The organism is Lonepinella sp. MS14434 (assembly GCF_042468235.1).
Lineage (GTDB): Bacteria > Pseudomonadota > Gammaproteobacteria > Enterobacterales > Pasteurellaceae > Lonepinella.
The window spans coordinates 2,050,318-2,065,545 of record NZ_CP170386.1 but is presented as its reverse complement, the minus strand read 5'-3'; the positions used below and the strand labels follow the sequence as shown (position 1 = coordinate 2,065,545).

The window sequence follows — 15,228 nt, the reverse complement described above, 5'->3', positions numbered from 1 at the left end:
TCTTAGAGTAACGGCGTTGCGTTACAATCCTAATCGAGTATGTGAGTACTCGGGATTAAATATCCAAATTCGCCCTTAACGCATTACTCTCAATAAAGTCCCGTCTCGGTTCCACTTCATCCCCCATCAACGTAGTAAACAACTGATCCGCTTCCACCGCATCTTTAATGGTTACTTGCAACATGTGGCGTGCTTCAGGATCCATTGTGGTTTCCCACAGTTGCTCAGGGTTCATTTCACCTAACCCTTTATAACGTTGTACGGTCAAGCCACGGCGAGATTCTTTCACTAACCAGTCCATTGCTTGCTCAAAACTGCTTACATCTAAACGGCGTTCACCACGAGTAATATAGGCACCGTCTTCTAATAAGCCGTTTAATTGTTTGCCTAATTTCACAATGCGAGCATATTCATTGCCATTGGCAAAGGCATAGTCAAGACTGTAATGGGTGTCAATGCCGTGTGTACGCACCGTCAATAGCACTTCATTGAGCTGACGTTCTTGATTATAGGCGACTTGATAGGAATAATGATTACCGTGCGAGTCTTTCTCTTTTAAGCTCGCCACCAATAAATTTGCCCAATTTTCCACCGCACTTTGATCTTTCATCAACTCGTTCGTCAAGGTTGGATAGTACACCAATTCTTTCAACAAGGCTTCTGGATAACGGCGGTGTAAACGTGTGATCATTTGGCTCACATTGTTATATTCCGTCACCAACTGCTCCAATGGCAAGCCTGCCATAGCAGGAGCATTCGGGTTGACATATAACGCCGCATCATCCAACGCAATCGCCAACTCATATTCAATCATTGCAGGTTCATCTTTAATATATTGTTCTTGTTTGCCTTTTTTTACTTTGTACAGTGGCGGTTGGGCAATATAAACAAAACCACGTTCAATAATTTCAGGCATTTGACGATAGAAGAAAGTCAACAACAAGGTACGAATATGCGAACCGTCCACATCCGCATCGGTCATAATAATCACTTTGTGGTAACGCATTTTGTCAGGGTTATATTCATCACGTCCAATGCCACAGCCGAGTGCGGTAATAAGCGTACCCACTTCTTGCGAAGACAGCATTTTATCAAAGCGAGCTTTTTCTACATTGAGAATTTTCCCTTTTAACGGCAAAATCGCTTGATTTTTACGGTTACGCCCTTGTTTCGCCGAACCGCCAGCGGAGTCCCCCTCCACAAGGTAAAGTTCAGACAACGCAGGATCACGTTCTTGACAATCCGCCAGTTTGCCTGGAAGACCTGCAATATCCAACACGCCTTTACGTCTCGTCATTTCACGGGCTTTACGAGCGGCTTCTCTGGCACGAGCCGCATCCACAATTTTGGTGGCAATAATTTTCGCATCATTCGGGTTTTCTTCTAAATATTCCTGCAAACGCTCATTCATTGCGGATTCCACCGCCCCTTTCACTTCGGACGACACCAATTTATCTTTGGTTTGGGAAGAAAACTTCGGATCTGGCACTTTCACCGATACAATCGCTACTAACCCCTCACGTGCGTCATCACCGGAGGTTTCCACTTTATCTTTTTCGCTTTTGCCTTTTTTATTTAAGCCCGATTTTTCCATATAGCTATTTAAGGTGCGAGTCAATGCACCACGGAAACCGGCTAAATGGGTACCACCGTCTCGTTGTGGAATATTGTTGGTAAAGCAGTAAATATTTTCGTTGTAACTGTCATTCCATTGTAACGATATTTCCACCCCAATACCGTCTTTTTCCATGCTGAAATAAAACGGTTTCGGATGAATCGGAGTTTTATTTTGGTTTAAATATTCCACAAAAGCCTGAATGCCACCATCATAATGAAAATGATCCTGCGTACCATCCCGTTCATCAAACAATTTAATCGACACGCCCGAATTTAAGAATGACAATTCACGCAAGCGTTTTTTCAAAATCTCATATTCAAATACGGTTTTACTAAAAATAGTTGAACTCGGCCAAAAACGTACGGTGGTACCTGTTTTGCTGGTATCGCCAATTTGCGCCAGTGGGGCTTGAGGTTCACCTAAATGATAGGTTTGTTCATAAACGTGACCTTGACGGCGAATGGTGAGCAATAACTTATCAGAAAGGGCATTCACCACCGACACACCAACGCCATGTAAACCACCCGACACTTTATAGGAATTATCATCAAATTTACCACCAGCGTGTAACACCGTCATAATTACTTCTGCCGCCGACACCCCTTCTTCAGGGTGAATATCCACAGGAATCCCACGTCCATCATCCTGCACGGAAACAGAATTATCTTCGTGAATGGTGACAATAATATCTTTACAATGCCCTGCTAACGCCTCATCAATGGCATTATCCACTACTTCAAACACCATATGATGCAACCCTGTACCGTCATCTGTATCGCCAATATACATCCCCGGACGTTTCCGCACGGCATCTAAGCCTTTTAATACTTTAATGCTACTGGCACCGTATTCGCCTTGTTGTGATTCTGGTTGGATATTATCTGTCATAAGGTTTCTCAATGAATAAAAAATTGGGAAAATTATAGCATATTCTCACAGAAAAAACACCTGCCCTGTATGTCACGCAGGGGGATAATAGACCCCGTTACGCGCGTACGAGGTTAGGAATAGCTAGGCGACACAAGATGCAGAGCATCGTTATCTGCTTAACCCTGTACGCCAGTACGGGGGACAAAAAAAAGGGCGTATTCAATACGCCCCTAAAATATATTCGTTAAATCGTTAATTATTTAACAATTTTTGCTACCACGCCAGCACCTACTGTACGTCCGCCTTCACGAATCGCAAAGCGTAAACCTTGGTCCATTGCGATTGGGTGGATTAGGCTCACAGTCATTTTGATGTTGTCGCCTGGCATTACCATTTCTACGCCTTCAGGTAACTCGATAGTACCTGTTACGTCAGTTGTACGGAAGTAGAACTGTGGACGGTAGCCTTTGAAGAATGGAGTATGACGTCCACCTTCTTCTTTTGATAATACGTAAACTTCTGATTCGAAATCTGTGTGTGGCGTGATTGAACCTGGTTTCGCTAATACTTGACCACGTTCGATTTCTTCACGTTTTGTACCACGTAATAATGCACCGATGTTTTCACCTGCACGACCTTCGTCAAGTAATTTACGGAACATTTCTACACCTGTTACGGTTGTTTTTGCTGTATCTTTGATACCTACGATTTCTACTTCATCACCTGTACGGATAATTCCACGTTCTACACGACCTGTTACTACTGTACCACGACCAGAGATTGAGAATACGTCTTCGATTGGTAATAAGAACGGTTGGTCAATCGCACGCTCAGGTTCTGGAATGTAAGTATCTAAGTGGTTTGCTAATTCTAGGATTTTTTCTTCCCATTCTGCTTCGCCTTCTAAGGCTTTTAAGGCAGAACCACGTACGATTGGCGTATCATCACCTGGGAAATCGTATTGTGAAAGTAATTCACGTACTTCCATTTCCACTAATTCTAATAACTCTTCGTCATCTACCATATCGCATTTGTTTAAGAATACGATGATGTATGGTACACCTACTTGGCGACCCAATAAGATATGTTCACGAGTTTGTGGCATTGGACCATCTGTTGCTGCTACGACTAAGATAGCTCCGTCCATTTGTGCCGCACCGGTAATCATGTTTTTTACATAGTCGGCGTGTCCCGGACAGTCAACGTGTGCGTAGTGACGAGTTGGGGTATCGTATTCAACGTGTGAGGTGTTGATGGTGATACCACGTGCTTTTTCTTCTGGTGCATTGTCGATTTGGTCAAATGCACGTGCTGCACCACCGTAGTGTTTTGCTAATACGGTTGTGATGGCTGCTGTTAAAGTTGTTTTACCATGGTCAACGTGGCCGATTGTACCCACGTTAACGTGCGGTTTTGTACGTTCAAATTTTTCTTTAGACACTTTTCAGTTTCCTTTTGTTAGTCCCTAAAACTGCGGTGCAATTTTAGGGAGTTTTTGTTAAATAAAGTTTTATTTACGACGAGATTCGATTACTGCTTCTGCGACATTTTTTGGTGCTTCAGCATATTTTAACGGTTCCATTGAGTAAGATGCACGACCTTGGGTTTGTGAACGCAAGTCAGTGGCATAACCGAACATTTCGGATAATGGCACTTCTGCATTGATTTTAACCACAAATTCGTTGGCTTCTTGACCGTTCACCATGGCACGACGACGGCTTAAGTCACCGATTACATCACCCACGTAGTCTGGTGGAGTTTCCACTTCAACTTTCATGATTGGCTCAAGTAACACTGGGTTTGCACGGTTAAATGCAGATTTAAATGCTAATGATGCAGCCAATTTAAACGCTAACTCAGAGGAGTCAACATCATGGTATGAACCGAAGTGTAAACGAACACCTAAATCCACTACTGGGTAACCCGCTAATGGACCTGATTTAAGTTGTTCTTGGATACCTTTGTCAACCGCAGGAATGTATTCACCAGGGATTACACCACCTTTGATTTCATTCACGAATTCGTAACCTGGACCTTCTGGATCTAATGGGTACATATCGATCACAACATGACCATATTGACCACGACCACCAGATTGTTTTGCGTGTTTACCTTCCACATCGTTAACACGAGTACGGATGGTTTCACGATAAGATACTTGTGGTTTACCAATGTTCGCTTCTACTTTAAACTCACGACGCATACGGTCAACGATGATATCTAAGTGTAACTCACCCATACCTGAAATGATAGTTTCGCCAGACTCTTCATCAGTGTGAACACGGAATGATGGGTCTTCTTGTGCTAAACGACCTAATGCAAGACCCATTTTTTCTTGGTCAGCTTTAGTTTTTGGTTCAACCGCTACAGAGATTACTGGCTCTGGGAATTCCATACGTTCAAGAATAATTGGTTTATTCATATCACATAAGGTATCACCGGTACCTACTTCTTTTAAGCCGATTGCTGCGGCGATATCGCCCGCACGTACTTCTTTGATTTCTTCACGTTTGTTCGCGTGCATCTGTACGATACGACCAAAACGTTCACGTTTATCTTTCACTGAGTTTAAGATCGTTGCACCTGATTCAACCACACCAGAGTAAACACGGAAGAAGGTTAAGTTGCCCACGAATGGGTCAGTCGCAATTTTGAATGCCAATGCTGCAAACGGTTCATCGTCGCTTGCGTGACGCTCACCTTCGGTTTCATCTGGGTTGATACCTTTGATAGATTCGATATCGGTTGGTGCTGGTAAGTAATCAATCACCGCATCAAGCATCGCTTGAACACCTTTGTTTTTGAATGCAGAACCACAGGTCACTAAGATGATCTCAGTAGCTAAAGCACGTTGACGTAAACCGGTTTTGATTTCTTCTTCAGTTAATTCTTCACCACCTAAGTATTTTTCCATTAACTCTTCTGAAGCTTCTGCAGCGGCTTCGATAAGGTTTTGATGCCATTCTTCACAAGCATCCGCCATATCCGCAGGAATATCTTCATAGGTAAATGTCATACCTTGGTCAGCTTCATTCCAGTTGATCGCCTTCATTTTTAACAAGTCAACCACACCGGTGAAGTTATCTTCTGCACCGATTGGAAGTTGTAAAGGAACAGCATTACCGCCTAAGCGAGTTTTGATTTGTTCAACTACGCGTAGGAAGTTTGCACCAGTACGGTCCATTTTGTTGACGAACGCAATACGTGGTACTTTATATTTGTTAGCTTGACGCCATACGGTTTCAGATTGTGGTTGAACACCACCTACCGCACAGTACACCATTACCGCACCATCAAGTACACGCATTGAACGTTCTACTTCGATAGTGAAGTCAACGTGTCCCGGAGTGTCGATTACGTTGATACGGTGTTGTGGATATTGTTGTGACATACCAGACCAGAATGCGGTAGTTGCCGCAGAAGTGATGGTGATACCACGCTCTTGTTCTTGTTCCATCCAGTCCATTGTAGCGGCACCATCGTGTACTTCACCGATTTTGTGACTTACACCAGTATAGAACAAAATACGCTCAGTAGTAGTTGTTTTACCCGCATCGATGTGCGCACTGATACCGATATTACGGTAAAGTGATATAGGGGTTGTACGAGCCATTATTATTACCTTGTTTTGGTTTTCTATTAAATTCTTTATATGGGTAAGGCTCTATCGAATTTACCCGTGAGTAAATTGCCGATAAAGCCTTGAATCAAAATCGTGATTTGATTACCAACGATAGTGAGCAAACGCTTTGTTTGCTTCAGCCATACGATGAACATCTTCACGTTTTTTCACGGCTGAACCTTTGTTATCAGCCGCATCAGAAAGTTCGTTGGCTAAACGTAATGCCATGGATTTATCACCACGTTTACGTGCTGCTTCAACGATCCAACGCATACCTAAAGCGTTACGACGAGTTGGACGAACTTCTACTGGTACTTGGTAAGTAGAACCACCCACACGGCGTGATTTTACTTCCACGGTTGGGCGTACGTTTTCTAATGCGACTTCAAAGGCTTCCAACGCATCTTTTTCAGTGCGTTGTGCTAAAGTTTCTAACGCATCATAAACGATAGATTCTGCGATAGATTTTTTACCATCTACCATTAATACATTAATAAATTTCGCAAGTAATTCTGAACCGAATTTCGGATCTGGTAGAATTTTGCGCGGTTCAATACGACGACGACGTGGCATTGCAATTTCTCCGTTGTTTTTCTTCAGGATACCCAAAACTCATCTTTTGCGACTGTTTACAGCTTTCGCATCTTGACTGGAGTTTATGGTTTAAATAATTAATTTAGACGTTTGGCCTTACTTAACGGAGAACCATTAAGCTTTAGGACGCTTAACGCCGTATTTAGAACGACCTTGTTTACGATCTTTTACGCCAGCGCAGTCTAATGCACCGCGTACAGTGTGATAACGCACACCTGGTAAATCTTTAACACGACCACCACGGATTAACACAACACTGTGTTCTTGAAGGTTATGACCTTCACCGCCGATATAAGAAGTTACTTCGTAACCATTAGTTAAACGAATACGGCATACTTTACGTAATGCTGAGTTCGGTTTTTTAGGTGTAGTAGTGTACACACGAGTACAAACGCCACGTTTTTGTGGACAAGCTTCTAGTGCTGGTACATTACTTTTAACAACCTTTTTCACACGCGGTTTGCGTACTAGCTGGTTGATAGTTGCCATTAATAAGCTCCAGTTTAATTAAATTCAAAATGAATATGTTTAGTTAAATGCTATTCCCCTTAGGTTTGCCCATTGGGAAATAGACGGTAAATTCTAATCCCGAAAAAGATCCCTGTCAAGAATTAACCGACGCATCCATAAAATTCAACGAAAAACCCGTTTAGAAAATTATTTCTAAAACTTAGACTGATAATATTTACACTGATATTTATTTCAGTTATTATAGCTGTATATAAAAACAAATAAACTATATAAGGAAACACTATGAAACAGCTCGACATTCGTTTCGTCAAAGAACGAGACAATAAAAAACTTGAATACCAAATGGCATTAATCGAACGTTTACAACAGGTTTTACCTAAACGTATCGCAGAAAAATTTGCAGATGTAAATGTACGTATCCGTTTTTCCAGTTCCGCGGGAGCGGATATTTCAGGCTTTAGAGATTCTGATGAAAAAGAACGTTTTACCGAATATTTAGAAGAATTATGGATGGATGACTCTATTTTAGAAATATAAAAAGAACAAACCGCGGTGAAAATATTATTATTTTTCACCGCACTTTAGCCAAGCACAACAGGGAAATTAGATCGCTCTTGTCCCTAATTGAAAGATCACGACTTCCGCTTGACAACTAAAAGCAAAATTGGCGGTTAATTGGAATCCACCATCCACGGGTGAAATATTGCTTTCAATTTGGCAAGGCTCATCTTCACTTTCCGTGTCACGTGCTTTTTGCACTAATTTTTCGAGTGCTTTTTCTGCTTCGACTTGTGTTGGATAGATTTTATCAAATTGCGTTGAGCGTTCACTATTATCAATAATTGAACCAACGTCAAAAGTGTTACAACCGACACATTCAATGGGTTTATCTGATTTCATGGTTATTCCTATATTGAATCATTAAAAATTGACTTTACTTTAATACTAAACGGCTTAAGGATCAACCTTTTCCACTCAGTAACAGTAAAAAACCCTTGTAAATACAAGGGTTCTGTTAAAAATATGTTATTTCAAACTGCGGTCATTATTTCACAAGTTTCGGCTTAATCACAGAATACAACACACCTGTCACTAATGAACCGACTGCAATTGCACATAAATACATCAATGGTTGTGAGACCAACGGCACGACAAATACCCCACCGTGCGGTGCAGGTAAGCTGATATTTAAGCTCATTGAAATTGCCCCCGCTGTCGCCCCACCGAGTACGCTTGATAAAATCACACGTAATGGGTCAGCCGCCACAAATGGCAATGCCCCTTCCGAAATAAAACAAAGTCCTAACACAAAACCAGCATTACCTGCGTTGCGTTGAGCGTCGTCAAATTTACTGCGAGCAATCCACGTCGCAATTGCCATTCCGATTGGTGGCACCATACCCGCTGCCATCACGGCCGCCATTGGTGTCGTAATGCCTGATGTAATCAAGCCTGTACCAAACACATAAGCCGCTTTATTGACTGGGCCACCCATATCAATACACATCATACCGCCGAGCAAAGCACCAAATAAAATGGCATTAGTTGAACCTAAACCGGCTAACCAACTTTCTAACCATTTCATGGCAAAAGCCACTGGTGGATTTAAATAATGAATAAGCAACCAACCCACAATAGCGGTACCAAATAAAGGCAAAATTAAAATCGGTTTTAACGCACTCATGCTGGCCGGTAATTTGATAAATTGATTTAACCCTTTCACCACATAACCAGCAAGGAAACCAGCGATAATTCCACCTAGAATCCCAGCACCGGCACTGGCAGCAAGCGAACCACCGACTAAACCGACTGCCAATCCGGGACGGTCGGCAATGGAATATGCCACATAACCGGCGAACACGGCAATCATCAAGCCAAATGCCGCACCACCCAATGTCATCATATCGTGACCAAAGGTACCTACATTTTCTTCATTACCTACATAAATACCACCAAGGGCAAAAGCAATAGCAATCAATAAACCACCTGCGACGACAATCGGCAACATATGCGACACACCTGTCATCAAGTGTTTATACACCCCCTTGCGTTCCGCTTTACCGCTTTCTGTTTTATCACCAAGTTGAGGTTGATATACTTTGGCCTCCACAAAGGCTTTTTCAAATTCCTGTGCAGTTTTCTTCAAGGCTAACCCTGTGGAAGTCCGATACATCGGCTTGCCTTGAAATTTATCCAAGTTCACATCAATATCCGCCGCCACAAACACTAAATCGGCTTGCGCCAGTTCTTCATCGGTAATCGGCGTGCCTGCCCCAACTTGACCTCGAGTTTCCACTCGCACATTCCACCCCATTTTTTTACCATAGGCTTCAATGGCTTCGGCAGACATAAAGGTATGTGCCACGCCGGTTGGACAGGCAGTAACCGCCACGATATTACGTCCAGAAATTGCTCCATTTTGCATCGCAGTTTGTACTGGTGCGACATAATCCACTGCACTATTTTGTGCCTGTTCTAAGGCTGATTCTGAGGATTGAAAAGCGGTTTCTAAATCCACTAACGCCACTTTTTTACCTGAAAGTGCGGTTAAATTTGGTAACGTTTTGCCAACCACTAATGCCATATCAGCTTGCTCAGCAAGCTCCACTAACTCAACGCCTTTTGCTTGAGCCACTTGAGTTAAACGTTGGCGAATTAAAAACGCTTTCGCTTGACCAACGTTGTCAGAAAATGTAATAAAAATACGCATAACTTATCCTTTAATAACCGTGATTTTAACTTGTTGCAAAATAGGATCGAGCAATGTTGGATCACTCACGCCCACGTTACTTTGCGATACAGCGAAAGCAGATACTGCACTAGCAAATGCCAAAGTATCAGCTTGTGAAAGCTGGTTCACCGCACCATAAATTAATCCTGCCACCATGGAATCTCCTGCCCCCACCGTACTCACCACATTTTCACAACGTGGCGGTTCCGCCCGTACAATACCTTGCTCACTTAACCAAACAGACCCCTTTGAACCCATGGAAATCACTACATTGGTGATGCCTTGAGTTTGTAATTTTTGAGCGGCTTGAATAATTTCATCAACAGAATTTAACGAATGCCCGATCCAAGCTTCTAATTCACGATGGTTCGGTTTGACTAACCACGGATTCGCTTTTAAGCCGGCAGTTAAAGCCTCATTAGAACTATCCAACACAACTTTCACGCCTACCTGAGCTAACTTGCTTAGCCAATCAGAAAATTGTTCCGGACTCACACCACGTGGCAAACTGCCACATACCGCCACAATGTCAAACTGTCGGCAATAATCTAATGATGAAATCACAAAGGTTTGCCAATCTTGCGGTTGCACTTGATAGCCTAAGAAATTCAGGTCGGTTACATCCGCTTCGGTTTCAGTAATTTTTACATTAATCCGTGTTTTACCCGCAATACGCTGGAAGCGATCTTCTAAACCTAAGGCATCAAATAAATGCTCAAAATCGCCTACATTATCTTCGCCTAAAAAACCGCCTACGGCGACTTTCACGCCTAAATCATTGAGTACTTTGGCGACATTAATGCCCTTACCAGCTGGGAATAGCCCGAGGGTTTCCACTTGGTTGACTTCACCCAGTTCAATACGAGCCAAACGCCCAACTAAATCATAGGCCGTATTGAGCGTAATCGTTGCTATTTTTTTTGTCATCATTACTCCCCTAGTCCAGCAGCAATGGCAGCACCTATGCCATCAATAGCTTGTTGAGCCTGTTCACCAGTCGCCACAAAACGTAAACGATGCCCTTTGACTGCGCCTAAAGACACAATTTTCATCGCACTTTTGGCACTCACTAACGCACCACCGCGATCTAAGTTTTGCACTAGCACAGTCGCATTATATTTTTTCACTTCATTGACTAACACAGCTCCAGGGCGAGCATGTACGCCATGTTCATTTTTAATCGTGAAAATTCCTTCCACTTCTTGTTTACTAGTGGTTTGCATTGATGATGCTGGTGTATTAACCTCTATAGCTTCCCCGTTTAATGCTGAGACTATTTGCGTGACAGAACCTTGCAACAAACATTGTTGTACTTGTGGTTCAAGCAAGCGAGCTAACACATTATTTACGCCATCATCTTTACGAGAAACAGTGACCACAGCGAATGCATTATTTTTTGCTCGGCTCAATGCTAATCCATTTTTTAGATTACCCACCGCACTATCTGTCAACCATAAACCTTGCCCCAACGGCAACGCCGGTGAGCTAATCACATCAGAAACAAAGGATTTTTCCACCGCACCTTGGCTTTCTAATTTACCGGCATTAATGGCTGTTAACGTCAACAGATTATCGCTTTCCACATCAAGCACAATCGTTTCAGCAGAAACCGCTAAATTTTGGCTTTCACCTAATAATAACGCACGGAACTGGCGGACATCAGATTCTTTCGCTAATCTTGCAGCGGTGTCTTCATCGCCCAAAATTTGCGTTAATTGACGTAATAAGGATAAGTGTTCATCAGAGCGAGCAGCAATCGCAATGACGATATAGGCAATATTCCCTTCGCTCCACTCAATACCTTGTGGAAATTGAAACACTACTACACCCGTTTCTTTGACTAAAGAACGAGTATCTAGTGTACCGTGTGGAATCGCAATCCCATTTCCTAAGAAAGTAGATGTTTGCTGTTCACGAGCTAGCATTCCTTGCACATAACCAGCTTCAATCAAGCCAGCTTTGTTCAACGCATCGGCTGCCATCTCAATGACTTGTTGTTTATTCTCCGCTGTTTGAGCGAGATGAATAGCATTTTCGGGTAAATTAAACATTCGGCAATTTTCCTTCTGAAAAAAAAGGTTAGACCCTAAAGAGCCTAACCTATCACTTTATCTACAAATACTTAGCAATTCTTCACTACCTTTGCTTAAGTATTCATCATTTTCTGATTTGGCACGATCTTTTTGCAAATCACGCATCGCATCATAAATCCCTTGTGTCATACTCAGACGATCAATTTTCGTCCAACAATCCGCACTTAAACGGCTAAAATTACTTTGCAAATCTGCTGCAAACACCACGCCACTATAATAAGCATGTACATTACTATCAATGCCTGAAGCCAATTTTGCTTTAATCTGATCGATAGAGACTAAAATTCGTCCGAGATACCAATCATTCACCCCACTAGTAAACGAATCGACATCATAAGCCTCGTTCACCGAACCTTTATAAGTTTGCACTGTAGCAGAATAAGCCACCGCATAGGATTTCTGATCAACTTGATCTTTATCCAAATTAATCACGTTTTTCTCACTTCCCATAAATGGAATATAAGATGTCACTGATGAGCAAGCAGACAAACACGCCAATACCAACATCAATGATAGTTTTTTTAACATAGCATCTCCTTAACTGAATCTAATCTTGTCATATTATACCGCTTGTTTGCAATATAACCAGCAAAAAGAACAAAATTCATGATCTCCACCACATTCCCTAAAAAAGCCACTTTTATGTTTGTTTTATCCCTATTTTTCCCCTAAACTATAAGAATAAATTTATCCTTTAAATTAAATATTATGCGAGTATTAATTATCCTACTTAGCGCGGTACTACTGTTATTTCAATACGATTTTTGGTTTGGTAAAAATGGCTATCTTGATTATCAACAAACATCAGATGAAATTGCACTGAAAAAAGAAGAAAATGCTAAACTTTCGCAACGTAATCAGCTTATTTATGCGGAAATCAAAGATCTAAAAGATGGGGTGAATGCAATTCAGGAACGCGCAAGATTACAATATGAAATGGTGAAACCCAACGAAACCTTTTATCGAATTGTGAAAGAGAATAAATAAGGTTTATTGATGACAAAAAATCCCCCAAAAAACACCGCACTTTTTCCCGTTGCTCATCGTCGAATTGTCGCCGTAATACCGGCAGCTGGCGTGGGATCTCGTATGCAAGCAGATAAACCGAAACAATATTTGCAAATTCAAGGTAAAACCATTTTAGAGCATAGTTTGAATGTGTTACTAACCCACCCAGCAAATATTGAGCAAATTATTTTAGCGGTGGCACCCAATGATCCTTATTTAAAGGATTTCTCGTTTTTAAATCACCCAACAATTTGTGTCATTCACGGTGGGAAAACAAGAGCCGATAGTGTACTCAATGGTCTAAAACACATTCAACCCGGTGACAATACTTGGGTATTGGTGCATGATGCCGCTCGTCCTTGCCTAACTCATGCTGATATCAATAAATTATTCGCGATTCAAGATCCTAACGGTGCCATTTTGGCGACACCCGCTATTGATACCATTAAACGAGCCACAGGAAATCAACAAATTCAACAAACCGAAGATCGAAATCATATTTGGCTCGCACAAACCCCGCAGTTTTTCCCTGTGGATTTATTGCGAGATGCTTTACAAACAGCGTTACAACAAGGACTGGCAATTACTGATGAAGCATCTGCGATGGAACTCGCCGGATTTCAACCGCACTTAGTTTCAGGTCGAACCGATAATATCAAAGTGACCCGCCCAGAAGATTTGGCGTTGGCAGCATTTTACTTATCTCAACAAAACAACAAGGAAACATTATGATCCGAATCGGACATGGCTTTGATGTACATGCTTTTGGACAAGATCGTCGGTTAATTATTGGCGGTGTTGAAGTGCCTTATCATACAGGATTTATCGCTCACAGTGATGGCGATGTGGCATTGCATGCCTTAACCGATGCTTTACTTGGGGCGGTGACATTGGGAGATATTGGCAAATTATTTCCCGATACCGATATGCAATTTAAAGATATTGATAGCCGCATTTTGTTGCGTGAGGCCTTTGCTCAGGTACAACAAAAAGGGTATAAAATCGGTAATGTAGATGTCACCATTATCGCTCAAGCACCGAAAATGCGTCCATATATTGATGCGATGCGAGAAGTAATTGCCACGGACTTACAATGTAATCTTGAGCAAGTGAATGTCAAAGCCACTACCACCGAAAAACTGGGATTTACTGGACGTGGCGAAGGTATTGCCACTGAAGCCGTTGCATTGTTGGTAAAAGCCTAATGCTAGATTTAGCCTATTTACAAACTCAACCAGAACAAACCGCACTTTTAAAGGCAGAATGTGCCGATTTTGTGGTAAAAGAACGGTTAGGTTATGAAATGTCGGGGGACGGCGAATTTGTGGCGGTCAAGGTTCGCAAAATCAATGCTAACACCCTTTTTGTGGGCGAAAAGTTGGCGGCGTTTTGTGGTGTACCGGCCCGTCAAATAAGTTATGCAGGCTTGAAAGATCGCCACGCCGTGACAGAACAATGGTTCAGTATTCAACTCCCCGGCAAGCCTACCCCTGATTTTAACCAGTTTCAATTAGATGGTGTGGAAATCCTTGATGTCACGCGCCATAATCGCAAAATTCGTATCGGTAGTTTAGACGGTAATGATTTTGAGCTTTTATTGCGTGATGTGGCGGAAACCGATGCATTAAAAGTGCGGTTAAAAAATTTGCAGAATGTTGGCTTTCCTAATTATTTTATGGAACAACGTTTCGGACGAGACGGTCATAATTTGACTCAAGCCATGGCTTGGGCAAAAGGTGAAATTCAGGTTAGAGATCGTAAAAAACGTAGTTTTTATTTATCCGCTGCTCGCAGTGAAATCTTTAATCTCGTGGTATCAAAACGGATTGAAATGGGGTTAGCTAACCAAATTTTAGCACAAGACATTGTGCAGTTAAGCGGTTCACATAGTTGGTTTGTCGCAGATGAAAAAGAAGACTTAGCTGCCTTACAAGTGCGGTTAGAAAATCGGGATATTTCGCTGACAGCACCATTAATTGGTGAAACTATACAATCAGCTTGTGAACTAGAAAATACAGTGGTAGCAGAACATCTAGCATTACAAAAATTAATGCAACAAGAACACTTAAAACCGGCACGCAGACCGTTATTAATGCAACCACAAAATTTTTCTTGGCAATTTGTGGATAGCGGGTTAAAACTCGCTTTTTATTTACCGGCTGGCAGTTATGCCACCGCTTTGGTTAGAGAATTAGTATTAATTAAAGAACAAAAATAGGAA

14 protein-coding genes and 1 pseudogene are annotated in these 15,228 nt (G+C 42.0%); 5 read left to right on the top strand and 10 right to left on the bottom strand.

The features are described from left to right. Positions 1 to 55: 55 nt before the first annotated feature. From gyrB to rpsL, 5 genes are all read right to left on the bottom strand, one after another. Complete coding sequence (gyrB, locus tag O1Q79_RS09985) at positions 56 to 2,506, bottom strand: DNA topoisomerase (ATP-hydrolyzing) subunit B (protein WP_386692162.1); 2,451 nt, start codon at positions 2,504 to 2,506, stop codon at positions 56 to 58. A 238-nt stretch (positions 2,507 to 2,744) separates the two neighbouring features. Then, positions 2,745 to 3,929 (bottom strand): elongation factor Tu, encoded by a 1,185-nt coding sequence (tuf, locus tag O1Q79_RS09980; protein ID WP_132299727.1) that lies wholly within the window; start codon positions 3,927 to 3,929, stop codon positions 2,745 to 2,747. A gap of 69 nt (positions 3,930 to 3,998) precedes the next feature. Next, the gene (gene fusA, locus O1Q79_RS09975) at positions 3,999 to 6,101 is read right to left on the bottom strand and encodes an elongation factor G (RefSeq protein ID WP_386692159.1); all 2,103 of its coding nucleotides are present in this window, start codon (positions 6,099 to 6,101) and stop codon (positions 3,999 to 4,001) included. A gap of 111 nt (positions 6,102 to 6,212) precedes the next feature. Then, positions 6,213 to 6,683 (bottom strand): 30S ribosomal protein S7, encoded by a 471-nt coding sequence (gene rpsG / locus O1Q79_RS09970; RefSeq protein WP_386688618.1) that lies wholly within the window; start codon positions 6,681 to 6,683, stop codon positions 6,213 to 6,215. Positions 6,684 to 6,818: 135 nt separating this feature from the next. Further along, on the bottom strand, positions 6,819 to 7,193 hold the full coding sequence (gene rpsL / locus O1Q79_RS09965; RefSeq protein ID WP_013745731.1) for a 30S ribosomal protein S12: 375 nt from the start codon (positions 7,191 to 7,193) through the stop codon (positions 6,819 to 6,821). 264 nt (positions 7,194 to 7,457) lie between these two features. On the opposite strand from rpsL, the gene O1Q79_RS09960 reads away from it, so the two are divergent. Continuing rightward, a complete protein-coding gene (locus O1Q79_RS09960; RefSeq protein ID WP_132302705.1) occupies positions 7,458 to 7,712 on the top strand; it encodes a DinI-like family protein in 255 nt (84 codons plus the stop codon). 66 nt (positions 7,713 to 7,778) lie between these two features. Here O1Q79_RS09960 and O1Q79_RS09955 read toward each other — a convergent pair whose 3' ends face one another. The 5 genes and pseudogenes from O1Q79_RS09955 to O1Q79_RS09935 form a co-directional block, all read right to left on the bottom strand. After that, positions 7,779 to 8,075: a YfcZ/YiiS family protein gene (locus O1Q79_RS09955; protein WP_386692157.1), complete on the bottom strand. Its 297-nt coding sequence runs from the start codon at positions 8,073 to 8,075 to the stop codon at positions 7,779 to 7,781. A gap of 145 nt (positions 8,076 to 8,220) precedes the next feature. Then, complete coding sequence (locus O1Q79_RS09950) at positions 8,221 to 9,885, bottom strand: fructose-specific PTS transporter subunit EIIC (protein ID WP_386692155.1); 1,665 nt, start codon at positions 9,883 to 9,885, stop codon at positions 8,221 to 8,223. Positions 9,886 to 9,888: 3 nt separating this feature from the next. Next, complete coding sequence (gene fruK, locus O1Q79_RS09945; protein ID WP_386693390.1) at positions 9,889 to 10,833, bottom strand: 1-phosphofructokinase; 945 nt, start codon at positions 10,831 to 10,833, stop codon at positions 9,889 to 9,891. A 5-nt stretch (positions 10,834 to 10,838) separates the two neighbouring features. Further along, positions 10,839 to 11,957: pseudogene (gene fruB, locus O1Q79_RS09940) on the bottom strand (fused PTS fructose transporter subunit IIA/HPr protein); the annotation flags it as partial. Positions 11,958 to 12,014: 57 nt separating this feature from the next. After that, positions 12,015 to 12,527: a hypothetical protein gene (locus tag O1Q79_RS09935; protein ID WP_386692153.1), complete on the bottom strand. Its 513-nt coding sequence runs from the start codon at positions 12,525 to 12,527 to the stop codon at positions 12,015 to 12,017. 180 nt (positions 12,528 to 12,707) lie between these two features. Here O1Q79_RS09935 and ftsB point away from each other — a divergent pair, with 180 nt between their 5' ends. From ftsB to truD, 4 genes are read left to right on the top strand one after another with little or no spacing between them, the layout of a single operon-like run. Then, positions 12,708 to 12,986: a cell division protein FtsB gene (ftsB, locus tag O1Q79_RS09930; RefSeq protein ID WP_386692151.1), complete on the top strand. Its 279-nt coding sequence runs from the start codon at positions 12,708 to 12,710 to the stop codon at positions 12,984 to 12,986. Between the two features lie 9 nt (positions 12,987 to 12,995). Then, positions 12,996 to 13,739: a 2-C-methyl-D-erythritol 4-phosphate cytidylyltransferase gene (gene ispD / locus O1Q79_RS09925; protein ID WP_386692149.1), complete on the top strand. Its 744-nt coding sequence runs from the start codon at positions 12,996 to 12,998 to the stop codon at positions 13,737 to 13,739. Then, positions 13,736 to 14,212, top strand: coding sequence for a 2-C-methyl-D-erythritol 2,4-cyclodiphosphate synthase (gene ispF, locus O1Q79_RS09920; RefSeq protein WP_386692146.1), 477 nt, complete (start codon positions 13,736 to 13,738; stop codon positions 14,210 to 14,212). The genes ispD and ispF overlap by 4 nt, the downstream gene beginning before the upstream one ends. Continuing rightward, positions 14,212 to 15,225 carry a tRNA pseudouridine(13) synthase TruD gene (truD, locus tag O1Q79_RS09915; protein ID WP_386692144.1) on the top strand — a complete coding sequence of 338 codons (1,014 nt, stop codon included), beginning with the start codon at positions 14,212 to 14,214 and terminating at the stop codon, positions 15,223 to 15,225. The genes ispF and truD overlap by 1 nt, the downstream gene beginning before the upstream one ends. Positions 15,226 to 15,228: the final 3 nt, after the last annotated feature.

Excerpts from the sequence above, each read along its gene's own strand:
- gyrB (WP_386692162.1), bottom strand. The coding sequence starts at position 2,506 with ATGACAGATAATATCCAACCAGAATCACAACAAGGCGAATACGGTGCC.
- fusA (WP_386692159.1), bottom strand. The coding sequence starts at position 6,101 with ATGGCTCGTACAACCCCTATATCACTTTACCGTAATATCGGTATCAGT.
- rpsG (WP_386688618.1), bottom strand. The coding sequence starts at position 6,683 with ATGCCACGTCGTCGTCGTATTGAACCGCGCAAAATTCTACCAGATCCG.
- rpsL (WP_013745731.1), bottom strand. The coding sequence starts at position 7,193 with ATGGCAACTATCAACCAGCTAGTACGCAAACCGCGTGTGAAAAAGGTT.
- O1Q79_RS09960 (WP_132302705.1), top strand. The coding sequence starts at position 7,458 with ATGAAACAGCTCGACATTCGTTTCGTCAAAGAACGAGACAATAAAAAA.
- O1Q79_RS09955 (WP_386692157.1), bottom strand. The coding sequence starts at position 8,075 with ATGAAATCAGATAAACCCATTGAATGTGTCGGTTGTAACACTTTTGAC.
- O1Q79_RS09950 (WP_386692155.1), bottom strand. The coding sequence starts at position 9,885 with ATGCGTATTTTTATTACATTTTCTGACAACGTTGGTCAAGCGAAAGCG.
- fruK (WP_386693390.1), bottom strand. The coding sequence starts at position 10,833 with ATGACAAAAAAAATAGCAACGATTACGCTCAATACGGCCTATGATTTA.
- O1Q79_RS09935 (WP_386692153.1), bottom strand. The coding sequence starts at position 12,527 with ATGTTAAAAAAACTATCATTGATGTTGGTATTGGCGTGTTTGTCTGCT.
- ftsB (WP_386692151.1), top strand. The coding sequence starts at position 12,708 with ATGCGAGTATTAATTATCCTACTTAGCGCGGTACTACTGTTATTTCAA.
- ispD (WP_386692149.1), top strand. The coding sequence starts at position 12,996 with ATGACAAAAAATCCCCCAAAAAACACCGCACTTTTTCCCGTTGCTCAT.
- ispF (WP_386692146.1), top strand. The coding sequence starts at position 13,736 with ATGATCCGAATCGGACATGGCTTTGATGTACATGCTTTTGGACAAGAT.
- truD (WP_386692144.1), top strand. The coding sequence starts at position 14,212 with ATGCTAGATTTAGCCTATTTACAAACTCAACCAGAACAAACCGCACTT.